The 18,480-nt window shown below is 45.6% G+C and carries 19 protein-coding genes and 1 pseudogene; 12 read left to right on the top strand and 8 right to left on the bottom strand.

Annotated elements, in window-relative coordinates:
* Positions 1-157 precede the first annotated feature (157 nt).
* Positions 158-1,207: a type 2 isopentenyl-diphosphate Delta-isomerase gene (fni, locus tag QT979_RS09375; protein WP_333212768.1), complete on the bottom strand. Its 1,050-nt coding sequence runs from the start codon at positions 1,205-1,207 to the stop codon at positions 158-160.
* A 145-nt stretch (positions 1,208-1,352) separates the two neighbouring features.
* Positions 1,353-2,036: an SDR family NAD(P)-dependent oxidoreductase gene (locus QT979_RS09370; protein ID WP_333212770.1), complete on the bottom strand. Its 684-nt coding sequence runs from the start codon at positions 2,034-2,036 to the stop codon at positions 1,353-1,355.
* A gap of 79 nt (positions 2,037-2,115) precedes the next feature.
* Between QT979_RS09370 and QT979_RS09365 the strand changes: the two genes are divergently transcribed.
* Positions 2,116-3,225: an S-(hydroxymethyl)glutathione dehydrogenase/class III alcohol dehydrogenase gene (locus QT979_RS09365; RefSeq protein ID WP_333212771.1), complete on the top strand. Its 1,110-nt coding sequence runs from the start codon at positions 2,116-2,118 to the stop codon at positions 3,223-3,225.
* A gap of 94 nt (positions 3,226-3,319) precedes the next feature.
* Positions 3,320-4,174 carry an S-formylglutathione hydrolase gene (fghA, locus tag QT979_RS09360; RefSeq protein ID WP_333212779.1) on the top strand — a complete coding sequence of 285 codons (855 nt, stop codon included), beginning with the start codon at positions 3,320-3,322 and terminating at the stop codon, positions 4,172-4,174.
* Positions 4,175-4,360: 186 nt separating this feature from the next.
* Here fghA and QT979_RS09355 read toward each other — a convergent pair whose 3' ends face one another.
* Positions 4,361-5,275 (bottom strand): branched-chain amino acid transaminase, encoded by a 915-nt coding sequence (locus tag QT979_RS09355; RefSeq protein ID WP_333309385.1) that lies wholly within the window; start codon positions 5,273-5,275, stop codon positions 4,361-4,363.
* A gap of 326 nt (positions 5,276-5,601) precedes the next feature.
* On the opposite strand from QT979_RS09355, the gene QT979_RS09350 reads away from it, so the two are divergent.
* Positions 5,602-5,970 (top strand): Lin0512 family protein, encoded by a 369-nt coding sequence (locus tag QT979_RS09350; RefSeq protein ID WP_333212775.1) that lies wholly within the window; start codon positions 5,602-5,604, stop codon positions 5,968-5,970.
* Between the two features lie 459 nt (positions 5,971-6,429).
* Here QT979_RS09350 and QT979_RS09345 read toward each other — a convergent pair whose 3' ends face one another.
* Together QT979_RS09345 and QT979_RS09340 are read right to left on the bottom strand one after the other, a co-directional pair.
* Positions 6,430-7,269, bottom strand: coding sequence for a DUF4142 domain-containing protein (locus QT979_RS09345; protein WP_333309383.1), 840 nt, complete (start codon positions 7,267-7,269; stop codon positions 6,430-6,432).
* A gap of 71 nt (positions 7,270-7,340) precedes the next feature.
* Positions 7,341-8,315 carry a hypothetical protein gene (locus tag QT979_RS09340; RefSeq protein ID WP_333309381.1) on the bottom strand — a complete coding sequence of 325 codons (975 nt, stop codon included), beginning with the start codon at positions 8,313-8,315 and terminating at the stop codon, positions 7,341-7,343.
* Positions 8,316-9,178: 863 nt separating this feature from the next.
* On the opposite strand from QT979_RS09340, the gene QT979_RS09335 reads away from it, so the two are divergent.
* Entirely contained in the window at positions 9,179-9,658 is a 480-nt protein-coding gene (locus QT979_RS09335) for a YqhA family protein (RefSeq protein WP_333212926.1), read from the top strand.
* A 200-nt stretch (positions 9,659-9,858) separates the two neighbouring features.
* Positions 9,859-10,101 carry a ChaB family protein gene (locus tag QT979_RS09330; RefSeq protein WP_190662935.1) on the top strand — a complete coding sequence of 81 codons (243 nt, stop codon included), beginning with the start codon at positions 9,859-9,861 and terminating at the stop codon, positions 10,099-10,101.
* A gap of 223 nt (positions 10,102-10,324) precedes the next feature.
* Here the strand turns inward: QT979_RS09330 and QT979_RS09325 are convergent, their stop codons facing one another.
* Positions 10,325-10,957, bottom strand: coding sequence for a hypothetical protein (locus tag QT979_RS09325; RefSeq protein WP_333212925.1), 633 nt, complete (start codon positions 10,955-10,957; stop codon positions 10,325-10,327).
* Between the two features lie 248 nt (positions 10,958-11,205).
* Between QT979_RS09325 and QT979_RS09320 the strand changes: the two genes are divergently transcribed.
* Positions 11,206-11,925 (top strand): SAM-dependent methyltransferase, encoded by a 720-nt coding sequence (locus tag QT979_RS09320; protein WP_333212924.1) that lies wholly within the window; start codon positions 11,206-11,208, stop codon positions 11,923-11,925.
* A 179-nt stretch (positions 11,926-12,104) separates the two neighbouring features.
* Here the strand turns inward: QT979_RS09320 and QT979_RS09315 are convergent, their stop codons facing one another.
* The gene (locus QT979_RS09315; protein WP_333309379.1) at positions 12,105-13,205 is read right to left on the bottom strand and encodes an iron-containing redox enzyme family protein; all 1,101 of its coding nucleotides are present in this window, start codon (positions 13,203-13,205) and stop codon (positions 12,105-12,107) included.
* Positions 13,206-13,221: 16 nt separating this feature from the next.
* Between QT979_RS09315 and QT979_RS09310 the strand changes: the two genes are divergently transcribed.
* Positions 13,222-13,416 carry a hypothetical protein gene (locus tag QT979_RS09310; RefSeq protein ID WP_333212922.1) on the top strand — a complete coding sequence of 65 codons (195 nt, stop codon included), beginning with the start codon at positions 13,222-13,224 and terminating at the stop codon, positions 13,414-13,416.
* A 255-nt stretch (positions 13,417-13,671) separates the two neighbouring features.
* Here QT979_RS09310 and QT979_RS09305 read toward each other — a convergent pair whose 3' ends face one another.
* Positions 13,672-15,468: an AAA-like domain-containing protein gene (locus QT979_RS09305; protein ID WP_333309377.1), complete on the bottom strand. Its 1,797-nt coding sequence runs from the start codon at positions 15,466-15,468 to the stop codon at positions 13,672-13,674.
* A 175-nt stretch (positions 15,469-15,643) separates the two neighbouring features.
* On the opposite strand from QT979_RS09305, the gene QT979_RS09300 reads away from it, so the two are divergent.
* From QT979_RS09300 to QT979_RS09280, 5 genes and pseudogenes are all read left to right on the top strand, one after another.
* Positions 15,644-16,189 (top strand): NfeD family protein, encoded by a 546-nt coding sequence (locus QT979_RS09300; RefSeq protein ID WP_333212920.1) that lies wholly within the window; start codon positions 15,644-15,646, stop codon positions 16,187-16,189.
* 136 nt (positions 16,190-16,325) lie between these two features.
* On the top strand, positions 16,326-16,886 hold the full coding sequence (locus QT979_RS09295) for an SPFH domain-containing protein (RefSeq protein WP_333212919.1): 561 nt from the start codon (positions 16,326-16,328) through the stop codon (positions 16,884-16,886).
* A gap of 116 nt (positions 16,887-17,002) precedes the next feature.
* On the top strand, positions 17,003-17,521 hold the full coding sequence (locus tag QT979_RS09290) for a type IV pilin-like G/H family protein (RefSeq protein WP_333212918.1): 519 nt from the start codon (positions 17,003-17,005) through the stop codon (positions 17,519-17,521).
* Positions 17,522-17,628: 107 nt separating this feature from the next.
* On the top strand, positions 17,629-18,156 hold the full coding sequence (locus tag QT979_RS09285) for a type IV pilin-like G/H family protein (protein ID WP_333212917.1): 528 nt from the start codon (positions 17,629-17,631) through the stop codon (positions 18,154-18,156).
* Between the two features lie 101 nt (positions 18,157-18,257).
* Positions 18,258-18,480 (top strand): annotated as a pseudogene (locus tag QT979_RS09280) (type IV pilin-like G/H family protein); the annotation flags it as partial.

Below are 18,480 nucleotides of genomic sequence, written 5' to 3'. Positions count from 1 at the left end.
TCGGAAAAATATGATTCCGATGCCAGCGGAAATGATATTATTGGTAATTCCTGGAAGTAGGATTTAGCACTTATCTGCTGTCGTTAGTTATTAGCTTATGACTAATGACTGTTGACTAATGACTGCTGACTAATGACTTTTGACTGCTGACTCACTTTTATCTTAACCTTTCCAAAACCCCAGAATGTTTTAACTCATCCAAATTACCGCAGCCTGTACAGAACATCACGGTGGCGATTTCTGCAATTAATACCTCAGCAAGGAGGGCTGCGGCTGATTCCGATTCCGCTGCAGCTTGTAGAAACGGCCGCGCCAGTCCCGCAATATCCGCGCCAAGGGCGAGAGCCTTCGCTGCATCCAACCCATTCTGCAATCCTCCAGAGGCAATCAGAGGAACATCCGGCGCTACGGCGCGGGTGCTGACAATGCACTCGGCTGTTGGTATTCCCCAGTCGGCAAAGGTTGCGCCCAACCTGCGCTGCTTGCCATCTTTAGCTCGCTCTCCTTCTATTTTCGCCCAAGAAGTACCTCCGGCCCCGGCAATGTCGATCGCACCTACCCCAGCGGCGAGCAATTTCTTTGCCATTTTTCCTGAAATACCGTTGCCGACTTCTTTAGCAATAACTGGTACTGGTAATTTATCGCACAATTTGGCAATTTTATCTAGCAGTCCTTTAAAGTTAGTATCGCCTTCGGTTTGAACGCACTCTTGCAGCGGATTGAGGTGTAAAATTAGTGCGTCTGCTTCTAAAATATCAACAATTTTTTGGCACTCTTCCAAACCATAATTGTAGTTTAATTGAACTGCTCCGATATTGGCAAATAACAGAATATCGGGAGCGCGACGACGGACGGCAAATGTAGGAGCTAGTTGAGGATTTTCTACAACGATTCGCTGGGAACCGACTCCCATTGCTAGTTTGTATTCTTGAGCAACATCGGCGAGGCGATAATTGATTGTCTGGGCTAATTCTGTGCCGCCGGTCATCGAGGAAATTAGCAGGGGAACGGCTAGTTTTTTGCCGAGGAATGTGGAGGTTAAATCGATTTCAGTGCGATCGAGTTCTGGCAAACAGCAGTGTTCAAAACGGTAGCGTTCTAGGCCGCTGGTAGTTTCGCGAAATTGTACGTCTTCTTCGAGGCAAATCCGCAGGTGGTCTGCTTTACGGGTTTCGGTTTGCGAGGGGGAGGTTAGCGGCAAGTTCACAGTTGCTATTTGGGGAAAGAGTTGTGATTTGGGAATATAGCAATTTTATTTCATTTTTGAGATTTTTTTATGAACCGCAGAGAGCGCAGAGGGCGCAGAGGAGAAGAAAGGAGAGATGTTCGCAAATCCTGTAAGGGTTGCTGTATTATCCAGGAACAGTCAGCGGCATTCCGTTATCGGAAGCTTTCAACTTGAGTAAAAAAGGAACGGCTTTTTGCACCCATGCTTTGACTGATGGGTAATTTGCCGCATCTTCTCCGAAACAAATATCCAGCATATCTGTGTGAATTATCCCCGGATTCAAAGGAACTGCTGCCATACCTGCGGGCAATTCTTGAGCGAGCGATCGCGTAAGTCCTTCTATTGCCCACTTGGAAGCGCAATAGGGCCCGACTTCCGGCGAAGTTGACCTTCCCCAACCAGAACTAAAGTTGACAATTATGCCGTTTTTTCGAGCAATCATTGCCGGGACAAAGTGGCGAATTATATTAGCCGTACCTTTAATATTAACATCAATTACCTGCGAAAATTCTTCGTTGCTGACATTCCAAAGAGGCGCTAGGTGATTAGCTACACCTGCATTATTAATTAGCAAATCTGGCGGCTCATTTTTTACCATAATTTCTGTTGCCCAAGCTTTTACTCGATCGTCGTTGGTGACATCCAAACAAGTAAAATGGTGGGGCGCACTATATTTTTGGTTGAGTTTCTCCACCGCTTCCGAAGAACGGGCGCATCCCACAACTGTATGTCCCAATTCAATAAACTTTTCGGTCATGGCAAGACCTAGACCGCGACTAACTCCGGTAATTACAATTAATTTTGTCATAGATTTGCTCCAAGTTTGACATTAAGTAATACAATACATATTGACTGGTGAATTGACAAATAGAGGGCAGGGAGAAAGCATGAAAGTAAAAGCAGCAGTTGCTCGTAGTGCCGGCAAACCTTTGAGCATTGAAACGGTGGATCTGGATGGGCCGCGGGCTGGAGAGGTGCTGGTGGAAATTAAAGCCACGGGTGTTTGTCACACTGATGCTTACACTCTTTCCGGTGCCGATCCTGAAGGCTTGTTTCCGGCTATTTTAGGCCACGAGGGAGCCGGGATTGTCGCAGAAGTGGGGTCGGGAGTAACGAGTGTCAAAGTGGGCGATCGGGTAATTCCTCTCTACATTCCCGAATGCCGCAACTGCGAATATTGTTTGAGCCGCAAAACAAATCTCTGTCAAGCAATTCGCGTGACTCAAGGGCAGGGAGTGATGCCCGACGGCACGAGCAGGTTTTCCATAGACGGGCAGAAACTTTACCATTACATGGGAACTTCTACCTTCGCTAATTATACAGTATTGCCAGAAATTGCAGTAGCAAAAATTCGCGAAGATGCTCCTTTTGATAAAGTTTGTTTAATCGGCTGCGGCGTAACAACTGGCATCGGCGCTGTCATAAATACTGCGAAAGTAGAGCCTGGTTCTAATGTGGTAGTTTTCGGTTTGGGTGGCGTGGGTTTGAATGTAATTCAAGCGGCTCGCATGGTGGGAGCTAACATGATTGTCGGCGTAGACTTGAATCCCGATAAGCGAGAGATGGCGGAAAAATTCGGCATGACTCACTTTGTCAATCCTCGCGAAGTGGAAGGCGATTTAGTGCCTTATTTGGTAGATTTAACCAAAGGCGGAGCTGATTACAGCTTTGAATGTATCGGCAACATTAATGTGATGCGCCAAGCATTAGAATGCTGCCACAAAGGTTGGGGTGTGAGCGTAATTGTCGGGGTAGCGGGAGCAGGTCAAGAAATTAGCACTCGCCCGTTTCAGCTAGTAACTGGTAGGGTTTGGAAAGGCACGGCTTTTGGCGGCGCAAAAGGCAGAACTGATGTTCCTAAGATTGTTGATTGGTACATGGACGGTAAAATTGATATTGATAGTCTGGTAACTCAGGTAATGCCGATCGACAAAATCAATGAAGCCTTTGATTTGATGCACAAAGGCGAAGTAATTCGCACAGTTTTGACTTTTTGAAGGAAGAAGGAAGAAGTTCGGCAACAGATTTTGTAACGGATGTAACGGATAGAATAAAGATTAATTCCCAATGCCCAATTCCCAATTCCCAATTATGCTCTCTGACTCCCTAAAACTGCACAAAGAACAGAAAAGTTTCGGTGGCAAACTCGGCTTTTACAGCCATCAATCTTCCGCTTGCAACAGCGAGATGAAATTCGCTGTTTACCAGCCGCCGCAAGCTTTATCTCAACCCGTACCAGTTTTGTATTTTCTATCAGGTTTAACCTGCACGGAAGAGAACTTTATGGCAAAAGCGGGGGCGCAACAATTTGCGGCAAAATATGGGTTAATGCTGGTTGCGCCCGACACTAGCCCGCGCAACACGGACATCCCTGGGGAAGATGAGGATTGGGATTTAGGAAGTGGTGCGGGTTTTTATGTTGATGCGACAGCCGCACCTTGGAAGGCTCACTATCGAATGTACAGTTATGTGGTTGATGAATTGCCGAATTTAATCGCCGAAAATTTTCCAGCGATACCGGAAAAACAGGGAATTTTTGGTCATTCGATGGGCGGACACGGGGCGTTAATTTGCGCGTTGAAAAATGGATCTCGCTATCTTTCTGTTTCCGCTTTTGCGCCTATTTCCGCCCCAATGCGCTGCCCTTGGGGACAAAAAATATTCGGACACTACCTCGGTTACGACAAAGAGATGTGGAAGACGTGGGATGCTAGCGAATTGGTGCTGGAGGCACAATACAACCGTCAGATTCTGATTGACTGCGGCACTGCTGACTCCTATCTCGCTGACGGGCAGTTGTTGCCTGAAGTGTTCGCAGAAGCTTGTGCAAAAGCGGGACAGCCACTAACTTTAAGGATGCAGGAAGGTTACGACCATAGCTATTATTTTATAGCTAGTTTTATGGAGGATCACATTCGGCATCACGCGGCTGTTTTGTGCGGGTAGTTCCTAGCAGGAAACAGGCAAGATGCCTGCTCCACAACAACGGTTAGGCTCTACCTGGGAACCGATATCCAGAGGCTCTGCCTCGCATGGCTGCCATGAAATGTGGAGGCCGATGCTCCTGATCTGCGTTACCAGGCTCTGCCTGGTAACGAGTGAACTCGCTTCTACGATCACAGGTATTTTCGGTTAATTAAGATTAATCGGAAATACCCAGTCTTTGTACTTGCTGTCCCGATTTTCGATAATCCCGGTTAGTTTGTCCAAAACCTTTTCGGTGATGGGTCGGTTTGTGGGCAAGTGATAGTTTTCTACTCGTTTAATTGGCGTAATTTTGGCTGCGGTTCCGCAGAGGAAAATCTCGTCTGCAATCAACAGTTCTGATCTATCAACGGGTCTTTCTATGACCTCAATTCCTAAGTCTCTGGCGATTGTGATTACACTGTCTCTGGTAATTCCTTCGAGAATATCTTGCTCGAAACCGGGAGTAACTAATTTACCGTTTCTGGCGACAAATATATTCATTCCTGAAGCTTCGCTGACTTTTCCCTGAGTGTTCATCATAATAGCTTCGTCGAAGCCGGATTCTACTGCTTCTGTTTTAGCTAAGGCTGAGGTGATGTAAGCGCCACTAATTTTACCTCTTAAGGGCAAACTGCGGTCTTCTTGGCGGTACCAAGAGCTAATTCTACAGTTTACTCCTTCTTTGGGTAAATAGTCTGAAAGTTCTAATCCATAGACAAAAAAGTCGGTTTCTACGTTATGCAGTCGCGGGGCAATTCCTAAACTTGATGTGTAGATAAAAGGGCGGATATAAAATGATTTTGTTGGTTGGTTTTTCTGAACAAAATCAATAATTATTTGTTGGATTTTGCGGGCGGGTAAATCGCAGTGAAGGAAGCTGGCACTTTGACTTAATCTTTGACAGTGGCGGTCTAATCTAAATAGCAATATTCGATCGGCATTTTGGGGGTCGGGAATTCCCCGCAACCCGCCTAAGACTCCGGTTCCGTAGTGCAGTGCGTGGGTGGCTATGGAAATTTTGGCGTCGGTAAAGGGGAGAAATTGGTTTTGAAAGTAGGCAATTGGCAGAAAACTATCCATGATTCAAGCTGGCGATGAGTTTTGCAGTCCACGAGGAAAGCTGAATTGGATAATATTACCATAACTTATACCATTTTAACTTTAAGATTTTAGATTTTAGATTTACAATGACTGATTTGATATAAGTTTGGAGGTCGTCTAAAGTTATCTTTTTTATTAAATGAGATGATTATTGTGTTATTCGATGGAGCGATAAAATAATATAAAATTCGGTCATTTGGGTTGATAATTGTTTGGGGAAAGAGTGCGAACCTCTTCGTTGGCGAAGCCCCCGTAGGGGGGGGCTTCACTAACGACTACAAACAAAAATAAACCAATGGACAACTATGACACGTAAATGTTTCATCATTGAAATGGGGATGGGTATAGACCAGCACGGGCAGGAACCGACTGTAGCCTGTGCAAGGGCTGTACGAAATGCGATCGCCCATAATGCTCTCCTAGGCGTCTGGGAAGTGGCGGGTTTGACCGACCCTAATCAGATGATTGTTGAGGTTAAGGTGGCTGTTCCTTACCCGGAACAAGTGCGCGCCGAGGAGGTATTGGCGGTGCTGCCTTTTGGCAGCAAAACTCTGATTGTGGAGCAAGGAGGCATGATTGTGCCAGGAAGGGCGATCGCCTCTCTGAATGATAAAAATGATGAAATGCTAATCGCTGTGGCGGCTGTGACTGTTTTTGTGGACACTGAGGACTAATTAATTTGGTGTTGTTTGAAGAAATCGCCCGATCGCACTTGCTTGTTTCCGCGATCGGGCGATCGAACGCCTGTCTGTTAAAAAATGATTAATTTAGACTAAATTGTAGGCTGCCCCGGAGATATGGCATGAAATATCGTAGGAAATCTGAGGCTTGAGGCACCCTCCAATAGGTTGGTTGCACGGTAAGGTTTATTTGCGCCTACGTACTTAATTTTGAAGTTTTAATTGATAATTTTTAATTTTTCAGGCGACCGGGTATGTAAGCAATCCAGCAAAACCCTACGATAAATAAGAGCCAGGTTGCTGTAATATTGTTGCCCAACAAGTTGCGGAGAAAATCTTCCATTTTTCTCAAAAATTATAGGGTTTAAAAGAATTTATTACTGTTCCCTCTCCGAGCACAAAAGGTAGAGTGCGATCGCATAAAAGCCGATCGCACTCTACCTCCTCTACCTCCTATTTGGGCTGGCTGGTATCTGCCAACATTTGGTTAACCATTTGCAAGTGCGCCTGAAGGTTCGGCAACTTCTGGGTGGCCCAAGCCTTCAAGTCTGGATCTTGTCCCTGTTGAGATTGAGCCTGAAACAAAGCAATAGCCTGAGTGTGGCTGTCGATCATAGCCTGCTTGTAAGCGGTGTCAAAACTTGTACCGGATAGTCCGGAAAGTCGATCCATCAAAGCTGTGTTCTGGCTGCTTATTTCGGTTGGCAGTTTTACGCCTTTTTGCGTTGCTACCTGCATCAGTTCTTGATTAGCCTGGGTGTGTTCCTCAACCATTTCTTGCCCGTATTGTTTCACACCTGCACTAGAACCGCGCTGCACTGCCAATCTGCCGAGCTCCACTTCCAGCATACCAAGTTGACCTGCTTGCATGACAAAGTTTCTGTCTTGGCTGCTGAGAGAATTAGGCGAAGTTTCGCCACCTGTTGGAGTGTTGGGAGAACGGCTGGGAGTGTTGTTGATGGGGCTATTTGGAGAACGGCCGGGAGTGTTGTTGGTGGGGGTATTTGGAGTGTTGGGAGAACCGCCAGGAGTGTTGTTGGTGGGGGTATTTGGAGTGTTGGGAGAACCGCCAGGATTGTTGTTGTTAGGATCTGTAACAGAAGGTCCCGGAGAATTAGGATCGTTTAAGTCGCTATCAGCAAGATCAAAAACCCGATCGCCCGACTGGTTGAAGCCGTGAGTCTGGCGGTTTAATTCTGCGAATCCCGGCACAGCTATCAAGGAACTAACGCCGGCAATTCCGGCAACTGTTACCAATTTTTTGAACAAATTTTTGCGATTGAGTGAAGTCATGAATTTCTAAGCCTCTAAGTTGTTTTCAAAAGTACGTCAAGCGAAGCTATCCCGTAGGGAATCGCCCGAAACTACCGATGGGATGGCGTACTGCCTTTCCGAAACAAGTTGATCAAACCAAACGCGCCCAGGGCACCCAGCCACCCGAAATTGTTGGGGCTATCGCGCCGAGCACTCAAAACTCCAGAATTAGTATCAGCCGGCGTCGATGTCGTACCAGTTGTACCTGTTGTACCAGTGCCAGTTGTACCTGTTGTACCAGTGCCAGTTGTACCTGTTGTACCAGTGCCAGTCGTATCGGTTGTACCGCTTGTACCCGTGCCAGTCGTACCTGTTGTACCGCTTGTACCCGTGCCAGTCGTACCTGTTGTACCGCTTGTACCCGTGCCAGTCGTACCCGTGCCAGTCGTATCGGTTGTACCGCTTGTACCCGTTGTACCAGTCGTACCTGTTGTACCGCTTGTACCTGTTGTACCGCTTGTACCGCTTGTACCGCTTGTACCGCTTGTACCGCTTGTACCGCTTGTACCGCTTGTACCGCTTGTATCGGTGCCACTCGTACCCGTTGTACCCGTTGTACCCGTTGTACCGCTTGTACCCGTTGTACCCGTTGTACCCGTTGTACCGCTTGTACCCGTTGTACCGCTTGTACCCGTTGTACCGGTGCCACTCGTACCCGTTGTATCGCTTGTACCGCTTGTACCGATGCCGCTTGTACCCGTTGTATCGGTGCCACTCGTACCCGTTGTACCCGTTGTACCGCTTGTACCCGTTGTACCAGTGCCACTCGTACCGCTAGTACCGGTTGTATCCGTGCCAGTCGTACCGCTTGTACCACTTGTGCCAGTACCGCTTGTACCGTTTGTACCGCTTGTACCGGTGCCACTCGTACCCGTTGTACCGCTTGTACCGCTTGTGCCTGTGCCGGCACCGCCGCCACCAGCACCGCCCGACTGGGCTGAAGCAGGCAGTGCTAAGGAAACCGTTGCTAAACCTAAAGTACAAGCGCTTGCTAAAACAACTTTCAACAATTTAGAAGATTTCATGGTAATGCTTGCTTTTGCATAGAGTGCTGCGATCGGTTGTGATGCCAAAACCGGAGGGTCAAATTGACAGCGTAACGTACAATTTTTCTAACCTTCGCTGCGGAACAATGAAGGTTAGGGAGCCAATTTAGTCCCGTTCCCTTGATGATTTTTTCCTGATTAATTACACCGCCACGTTAACAGTTTATAAGCTATTACGTATGCTTCAAGTTCGCCATTCATCTTTAGGAATATTTGACAAAAGGACTTTTTATTTCAGGTGGTGGATGAAATTTGATTGAGCGGCAGACTAGCTTAATCAAATTTTGTGTTCGGGGGATAGAAACCAGGTTGATATGAAAAATTTTGGGTGGAGTAACGAGACATATACGAATTAACCGGCTTTCTCAGACAAGCGCCCGCTTCTTCCTATGAATTTTCCCCGGATGCAGGTGCTTTGAGGCAGAAATTGGTGATTTTCTCACCGTCAATTTTGCTTGAGCACTCCGCCAGATGAGTTAGTTTTAAAAATTTTTGAGCGCTATTTTTTCTTAACTTGTGGCTGACAATTTGGGCACTGGCAGAATACCGCTCAAACTTTCCCAGGAAACTAAATTATCTCAAAACGCGCGAGCGATCGCTCCGAGTCGCAAAAGCGCCTGCTACCCTGCAACAGCAAGGCTTTTGACTGGGATTGGAGTTGTCTCAAACACGAAGGCGAAATGAGGGCTATGCGAGTTGTGGCCGCGCGACCTGAAATTAACCAGTGGCCACACTCGGCAGAATTGCTTGTGAGTGCGATCGGGCAAACTCTGATATAGTAAAGCCACAGGTATGCCAGAGAGCGCTTGTTCTCTAACCAATTTTCCAACGAGAGATCAACTATGCTGCATCGAATTCTTGCCAGAAGTCGCTATCTAATGTTAATCGCTGTATTCGGTTCTTTTGCAACGTCTGTGACGCTTTTGATCTACGGTGCCCTGGAAACCGTCATTACCATCGGCCACACAGTTACAGTACCGGTTTCCAGCGAAAACTCCAAACAACTGATTCTGTCTGGCATCGAAGTTGTAGATTTGTTTCTCCTCGCCACAGTATTTTACATTACTGCACTCGGACTTTACGAGTTGTTTATTGACGAGCGCATCAAAGTACCCATCTGGCTGGAAATTCACACTATCGACGACCTGAAAAGCAAACTCACCAGCGTCATTGTAGTAGTGTTGAGTGTATTGTTTCTCTCGGAGGTAGTTCGGTGGAATGGCGGGACGAACATCCTTCCCTTGGGAGCAGGTATCGCTTTAGTAATCGCTGCGCTGACGTATTTTCTAAGTTCGCAGGTGAAAAAACCGAAGTCAGATTAATGGCTGTTGGAGGAGGGAAATTAGCCAAATCCGGCTGAACCAGGAACGGCAATCAAGTTGTATTAGTTTTTACAAAAACTTTAATATTACATCTGTCTTCGGACTGATAAGAATGCAATCTTAAACTTGCTTTTAGAGAGAGGAAAGTAGTGGGTTCTAGTATATAAGATTAAATTTATGTTTAATAATTAGAGGTCATTATGCCAGAACAACAATTTGATACCTTACCTTCAGAAGCACAAGAACTCCCCCAAGGAGCGAAACAAATTTTTCAGGCGGCTTTTAAGAGCGCTAGTGAAGATGGAATGAGCGCCGATGGTGCTACTAGCGTTGCTTGGAACAGCGTAAAATCTGAATACGTTCAAGGCGAAGGTGGCACGTGGCATCACAAGGGCGACGATACTAACCAAACCCGCAAATCTGTACAGTCTGGTGGCAATTAGTTATCAGCCATCACTTCTATCGTGTCCGCTAAAATAACCCCGATCCGTTGTTTAGTGAGGACTTCATTCCTCAAATTTTGAGGAGAACCAAAAGTCCTCACTACCCACAAATTGCAGTGACGTTATTCTAGCGGGCGTGATATCCTCCGTCATTAGGAATGTACTCATCAGTTGTGGTTAATGCTTGAGGTTGATAGCTGTGGGAATCGCGGCGGAACACCCGTTAATGTAGCCTGTTAATAGGCTGGCGCATATCCCATTGCAATTCGGCTAAAACCAGCAAGCTAAATACCATTACGACTCCCGTAAATAGGAAAGACCAACCGCCCGTGTAAGGCAAAATCAAAATCCCCAACAGGTGAAATAAACTTGCAGCTAAAAGCGCGCGCGATCGCACTGCAAGTCCCGTCCCTAAATACCCTATCCCGCTCATTCCCAACCACAGCGGACAGAGATTCGCCAACACTTTTCCCCAACTGAGAAAAATTGCTAAATCTGTCAGCAACAATCCTAATAACATTAGTATTACCCAACCGTAAAGCACCCAAATCAGGCGTTCTATTTTAACCCAAGAGTATGTCATGCTTACCATTGCTGCTGTACCTACGAGGCTGAGCGCTGACCACAAACCGGCTTGCAGCATCCAACTCACAGAAAAAAATTGTGCTGTGCCGAAGATGGGTATTAACAGCAAGCTCCACAGCAAGCAAGTTCGATCGAGACAAGTGTAAAATTGTGAATAAAATCGATCTTTGCCAAGGGGAAACTGAACCTGCCAAAGCCCTTCTAAATCCTGAAGCTCGATGTTAAGCTGTTTCCGGCGCAGAGGGGGAACTGAATAATTAAAAAAGGTCATATCTGACACTATTAAAATTTACAATTATTTGCTTAGGTACTATCTCACCAGTAATCGCTCTAATTGCAATCTGTCAATCGGATTAATCTAGTTAATTGGATAATCTGTCGGCAGTAATAGTTATTTGAGCCCACCCGGTATAACAGGAAGAGATAGATTGTACAAGTTGATAAAATAGCTCTTGCGACAGATGGCTGGAATATTACTTATTCGATATTTTAAAAATAGTCAACTTTGTTACCGAATTTATGCTCACTTCATCCCATCCTCTGAAACAGGTATTCCACTGCCCGGAAGAATCGGATTTTTACGCGCACTGCTTGGAAAGTTTAGTGTTAAATGCTAGTGACAATTCTCGACTTATCGTAGAGTTTGGTTCAGGAGAGGGAAGTCCAGTTATTAAGTCTTTGCTGAGAAGTGATTTTGATGGGACAATACAGGGATTTGAGCTAAATAATGTAGCTTGGAAAATTGCTCAGTCTCAAATTAAGGAATATCAACTCAGCGAAAAATACACAGTCAACAATTGCTCTTTTTTTGATTCGCCTTTATACGAGTCGGCGGATTGTGTCATCTCAAATCCGCCTTACTTGCCTGCGGTAGATGATAAAATCTACCAACCACTGTTGCACGGCGGGAATGATGGTTGTACAATTGCTAAGAAACTTTTATCTTTGGGCAGCGATGAAGTTTTGCTGATGGTTTCTAGCTATTCTAATCCTGTGGGTTTGATCGATTATGCCTTGGATCGAGGCTACTCGGTTGCGAATTTTGAAATTGCACCTTTAACTTTTGGCTATTATAGTTCGGAACCCAAAGTGAAAAGCGCGATCGCCACTCTCAGAGAACAGGGAATGGCTTTTTATACGGAAAACATCTATCTGCTGGCTGGAGTTTTCTTTAAGAAGCACCAAAAGTCGCAAAGAGATTTGTCGATCGAGCTCATTCAGTTAATGACAGCATTGTGAAATACAGCGCTCGCAGGTGCATCTTGCGTGTTCCACCATTGTCAGCAACAGGCTGTCCGGCCTGTTACACAAGAAATACACTCTTTGTGGAACAGGCCGGACAGCCTGTTCCTCAAAGGCTTATTGAGAAAGGTGCAAGATCTAGGGTGCATCCAAGACTTATGCACCCTAAATAGCCGTTAATTCCGTTCTGCAGCTTGGATCGATCGCACCACAGCAGCAGCAGCCCGATCGCCGATCGACTTCTCCTGATCGTACCCCAACACCAGCTCCCAAGCCTCCTGCGGGTATCTATCAACCAGCGGGATCGCCACTTCATCCAACATCCACCGGCCGTGACGTTCATCTTCTTTGATGTGGAGTTCCCAATAACCCATCGCAGCTTGCGAGAGGCCCAGACGCTGGGCGGCGGCTAGATAATTGCGGTAAGCGACAGGCCCGGCCACCTCAAAATAAGTGAGTCCGCCGTTGTAGCGCAGAAAATGGCGCTTGCGTTCCGTCAGCAGAAAGTTGTGATTAATACTTGCGAGCACTTCCCAAGGCACTAAATCGAAGTACGCTTCCGGTTCCGTACTCATCCCGAATTCTGCCAGCATTTGAGCAAAAAAGGTCGAATGCTTGCGCGGGAGGCGACCGCCGCCGTATTCTTCGATCAGCACTCGCGTAAGGGTGCACTGAATTTCGTTGCCGGCACCGCCGATGATGCGAGAAACACGGCTGGCTTCCACTAAACCATCGAAGGAGGCGATCGCCAGCAGGTGTTTGTATCCCTCTTCAGTCATCTGTTCCCGCTGGTAGCGATCGAGCTCAGTTAGCGGAGGATCGACATCGGCGGCTGCGCGATCGCGCAGAGCTTGCTTGACATCCGGCAATTTTTGCAGCGCTGCAACGTCGATTTGCGCGATTTCCCACTGCTGCCAAGGTTCCTCAATGCGATCACGCACAGAACGCAAATAGTGCGATCGTTCGTTGTTGTAGCGGCGCAAATCATCGTACCAAAACAAGTTGAGGCGGTTGATGCGGTAAAGCACGCGCTGCAAGAAGCGGTGAGCGGCCTCATCGCCCGGTTCCTGTTGGTAAGCTGCTTGAATTGCATAGGCGATTGCGCTTTCAAAATCGCTGACAAGTAACGGTTTTGTCGCCACCGTCTTGTCTAAATCCTCGACTTCTAGCAAATTGACAAATTGCCGATCGGCTGCTTCGTAATTTGGGGGTGCGGGTTGCTTTTTGGGAAGACTCAGCGAGTCTATTTTGGGGAGTAAATCTGCCGTGTTTTGCATGGAATCAACTTATGTTATGACTTTGATTATTGTGCTGCCTGCCCAAACAGCCAACCGTTGCAGATTGCTGATGATTCTGGCTAATTACTTTCAAGATAGCGAATCTGTCAGCCGTATACACCCTTCCATTGATAGAGATTTAACCGCTACCGTCTCATACCCTTTTCAACTTGTGAGTAAAGGTAGCAACGTTTATGGAAACTGGTATTAACTTATATCAAGCTTCCTTCTCAATCACCTGTTTAGAAACTGGCAAGATGCCCCTTCTTCAAAAACTCTCTTTTCTTGTGGAATGGGCATCTTGCCCCTTCTTAAAAACTCAACCTTCTTGTGGAATGGGCATCTTGCCCCTTCTTGAAAAACTCCATTTTCTTGCGGAATGGGCATCTTGCCCCTTCTTAAAAACTCAATCTTCTTGTGGAACGGGCATCTTGCCCCTTCTTGAGACTGGTACAACGTATAACTATCAACCTAGGCGATCGCCAAAATACTTCTGATACAACCGACATCTCGGAATGCAATGATTTCCATCCAATTTCACCAACCCCATACTATTTAACTTAAACCCCAATTCTGACCTCAATCTAACTGGCTGAGAAACACTCACAACCTCTCTCATCGCCTCCATTAATTCCGAATATTTCTCTAAATTCCATAAATGCCGCCGCAAATGATCGCTATAAATTCCCGCTTCTGTTGCAGATTCTTTCACTAACCGCTCTAAAGTCACATCTTGACGCGAAATATGATACATTCCTAGTCGCACTAAATAAGGATTTCCGCCCACTAACCCCATCAATTCTGGAACTTCATTCCCGCTCCAATTCAATCCGTGCCGCTTTGCTAAGTCTTGCACTTGCTGGGAATTAAACTCTGGCAATTCAATCGGCAAACCCACATTAAACGGCGATTTATTCACATCCAGCGGAATATATACTTCCGTAGAATGCACCACAATCAAGCGAAACTTTTTCCAAATATCGCGCCGTTTTGCTTCTTCGTGTAAAGCGCGCAATAACCCAAAAAAGTCGTCGGCAATTTCCGGTGATTCAAACAGGCGATCGCTCTCATCCAACCCTAACGTCAGAGGTTGTGATGATTCTGACAGCAAATACTGTTCAAAATAAGCTTTGCAGCACTGATTGCTGCCAATCAAATCGGCTAATTCCCAACACTTGGGCAACTGCTCCAGCATTCCTAACTCTTGACCGATGCTAGCACAAAACCACTGCAAAAATGTATCGGAATTAGCGAATATTTTCCTATTGGCTAGCTGAAAACTCAGCGCTACCGTGCGAGAACCTTGCACTTCTGCATGATGCAAAATTCTCGCCATTAAGGAAGTTTTGCCCATTTGTCTGGGTGCTTTTATGCGGATTAGCGCTCCCGGTTGGGCGATCGTCTCGTAACAGCGGGATTCGATCGGAGGGCGATCGATATAAAAACAAGAAGCTATTTCAACTTGTCCTCCCGGCAATTCTGGCGGTGCTGCTGGCAGGGGTTGAATTATTGACTGTTTAGTGCTATGAATTGCGTTCCATTCTACAGCTAATTCATTGTCGGCAGTTAACGATGTGCGACCTTCTTTGATGATAGTTAAAATTTCTGATAATAACTTGTAGGAGTCGCCAGCACCGCGCCACAGCCAGGGCTGAATTCCGGCTAAATAGCTCAGTAAATCAAAGGAAAGCGGTGTATTTAATTCAATAAAAATCGGTAAAATTGCGGGCTTTTGAGCATTAATATTGTGCAATTCTTTGGCTAGCTGTACTTGTTCCAATACCATTTCGCTAGCGGCCGATTCTTCTGAAATCAGCAACAGCAAATAATCGCAACGCTTTAAATATGAGCCTGACTCGCTGCTGTTGTTAATAAAAAAGACTTCGTGGCCTCCCGCACTCAAAGCTTGGTGTAACTGCTGGGAAAGGGTTTTGTGTGAGGTCGATCCTCTTCGAGGGCTTAGCCAACGCCCGTTGGCGAAGCCCTCGAAGACGATCGCCACTTTTGCCCCCACCAGCACTACCTCCTTTGGCTCTGAATTCGCCTCAAAATCGGCTATATCGCGCCATTCCTGCCCCAATCCGCGACAAATTTCGATGAAATTGGCATAATCCACAGGTTTGCCATTCAGAAAATGGCTGACAGTAGATTGCGCCATCCCTAAATCCTCAGCCAGGATTTTCTGACTGGGGAAGCCATTTCTCAGGAGACAGGATTTAACTGCGCGAATGCACTCTTCGCGCACCCTTAGCGATCGTGGCATTGCTTATCACAATCAAAACACTGAAACCATCATAAATGCCAACCGTACCTAAAGTCGATGAAAAGTCGATGAAAAGTCGATGATTTTTCAAATAACTCAGTCGCCAACTCAAATAGCCACCTGATTAGATTAGAAATAACAAGGTTGAATCCCATCAAAACGAGGTAAAAGCATTGTGTATTCTATCCTAATTTGGTCGCTGGCGTCAGCCACTAATCAACCAGGTTTCGCCTTCACCCCGCCCCTATTCTGGTTGCTGATCGGAGTTGTGCTTAGTGCGATGGAGCTATTAATTATCAAAACTCAGCCCCAAAAATACAGATTTTACCTGCTAATGATGGGAGCTTCGGCTTTAATTGAAGCCTTTATTTTGTGGAGAGGATCTGTAGCATTTCAGTTTAGTTGGGCGAACATAATGTATGAAGATTTTGACTGGCAAATCTTCTACTGGATGGGGATAGCCCTCGCGCTGAGCATCTGGATTAGACCGATTTTCATTGTTCGCAAAAAGTTTGTCATTCCCGAAGCCACGGAAGCGACAACTATCTCCGAAATTTTCCCCGGAGAAACCGGAATGGTGATCTATGAAGGGGCTTCGTGGAAAGCCCGTAATGAAGATTCCCAAGGGGCTATCGCACCCAGACAAAAAGTTTACGTTTTGCGCCGCGAAGGAAACACGCTGATTGTTGTACCTGACAGATTAATTCATATCAACAGCTAAATCTGAGTTAGCTCTTTTATAACTCGGCGAGTTGAATCGCTTCTTGCCAAACAAAGTCCCTCTAAGAGACTAAGAAATCACTATCAACTGTCAACTGTCAACTGTCAACTGTCAACTATTTACCAGGAGATTCACTATGTATCAGTATTTTTTGACGGTATTGTTTGCCATCACCGGAGTATCCTTAGCCAACAGCGTAAAAATTGTCCGTCAAGGAGATGAGGCATTAGTTGAAATTTTCGGAAAGTATGATCGAAAAAAGCTCGAACCGGGTATAACATTTTTGATTCCCTTTGTCGAAACAGTCGCCTATAAACAAACTCTGCGCGAGCAAATTTTAAACTTGCCACCGCAAGAATGCACAACGCGCGATCGCGTGGCTATCACCGTTGATTTTATTGTGTACTGGCGAATCATTGACTTAGAAAAAGCTTCCTACAAAGTGCAGAATCTCAAGGAAGCGATGTTAAATATGCTGATTCTTTCAATTCGGACTCACCTTGCTAAATTATCTGTTGAGGAACTCTACACGGCTCGACATGAGATTAATAATGCTTTAGTGGAAGAGTTGGATACAACGACAGATCCTTGGGGGGTGAAGTTTACGAGAGTGGAATTGCGCGATTTTGCGATCGGCAGTAAAGTGATTCAGCCCACATCCCTTGACCGGAAAGAAGTACAAAAGCTGCGAGCTTAAAGATTAGTATTTCCTCCTTTTCCTCGTTACCAGGCTCTGCCTGGTAACGCAGATCCAGAGGCTCGGCCTCGCCGACTTTAATTCACCTTGTATATACCATTTAAGGAGACAACACCATGACTACAAATCAAGAATCAATAGTTCGCAATGCAGCTTGTCGCGGTTGCGGATGCTTATTACTTATAACCGGTATTGGAGTAATGAATGGGATAGCTCTGCCATTTTATCTAAATAATACCAATAGAAGCAAGCAGTCAGAAGCAAAACAGTATGGTAGCTCAATGAACAAGGCGCAGCAAGCTCACTTTGCTGAAAAAAGTGCTTTTGCCACTTCTGTTAATGCTTTGGAACTTGGGATAAAAACGGAGACAACAAATTACAAGTATTCAGTTCGCGCCACAAAGCAAACTGCTTTTAATTATGGAGTCTCCAAGCAACCACAACTTAAGAGTTATGTCGGCGGTGTCTTTCTAGTTCCTGTTAAAGAAGTTGAGCCAAATGCTGCTAAAGATGGAATAACAACAATATCCATATTCTGCCAAGCTGATTCTCCCGGTACAATTAAACCAGCGGAACCCACCTATGAAAACGGTAAACTTGCTTGTGGGCAAGGCACAAGACAAGTGACCAGATAATCTAACTATACGCAAGATAATGACAGTCGATTACCAATATCAAATCGGCATTCACTTGAGATTTACCGGAGTAAAGTCTTTACTACAAACAGGGAGGGTACAAAACTATGAGTCAACAAGATTCTAAATCAGCTAGCCTTTCACCTAATGGTTGCGGATGCTTATTGCTTTTAATGGGCATTGTAGTAATTGGCGCGATCGCTCTGCCATCATTTCTGGGTGGTTGCAAGGGCTGTAAATATAAGAAAATGGAAGGGATACAGTATGTTAGATCAATGAGCCGAGGTCAGCAAGCCTATTTTGCCGAAAAAAATGCTTTTTCCAGTTCTGTTAAGGCTTTGGGAATTGGCCTTAAAACAGAGACAAAAGTTTTCAAGTATTCAATTCGCGCCACTAAGAAAGCAGCATTTAATTATGCAGTAGCAAAGGAAAACGAATTAAAAAGTTATGTCGGCGGTGTTTTTATTGTTCCGCCAAAAAACTTTGTTCCCAATGCTACCAAAGAGGAAATAACTACAACGTTTATATTCTGCGAAGCTGATTTTCCCGGTAGCATTCAACCAGCGGAACCCACCTATGAAAATGGTAAAACTGCTTGCGGTAAAGGCACAAGACCAATGGTCTCACCAAACTAACTATACGCAATATAATGACAGTCGATTACAAGATTAAATCGGCTTTTAATTGAGATTTACCTGACTAAATTCTTTACTACAAACAGGGAGGATACAAAACTATGAGTCAACCAAGTTCTAAATCAGCTAGCCTTGCATCGAATGTTGGTGGATACTTAGTGTTTTTAATGTTGATTGGAGTATTAGCTTCGGTAGCTCTGCCATCCTTTCAGGCTAAGCTTAGGATCAACAAGCAATCGGAACCCAAAGATTATATTAGCTTAATCAACAAACGTCAGCAAGCGTATTTTGCCGAAAAAAGTGTTTTTAGCACTTCTGTTAAGG

It is taken from the genome of Microcoleus sp. w2-18bC1 (assembly GCF_036700365.1).
Lineage (GTDB): Bacteria > Cyanobacteriota > Cyanobacteriia > Cyanobacteriales > Microcoleaceae > Microcoleus.
This window is presented reverse-complemented; position numbering and strand designations above follow the sequence as displayed.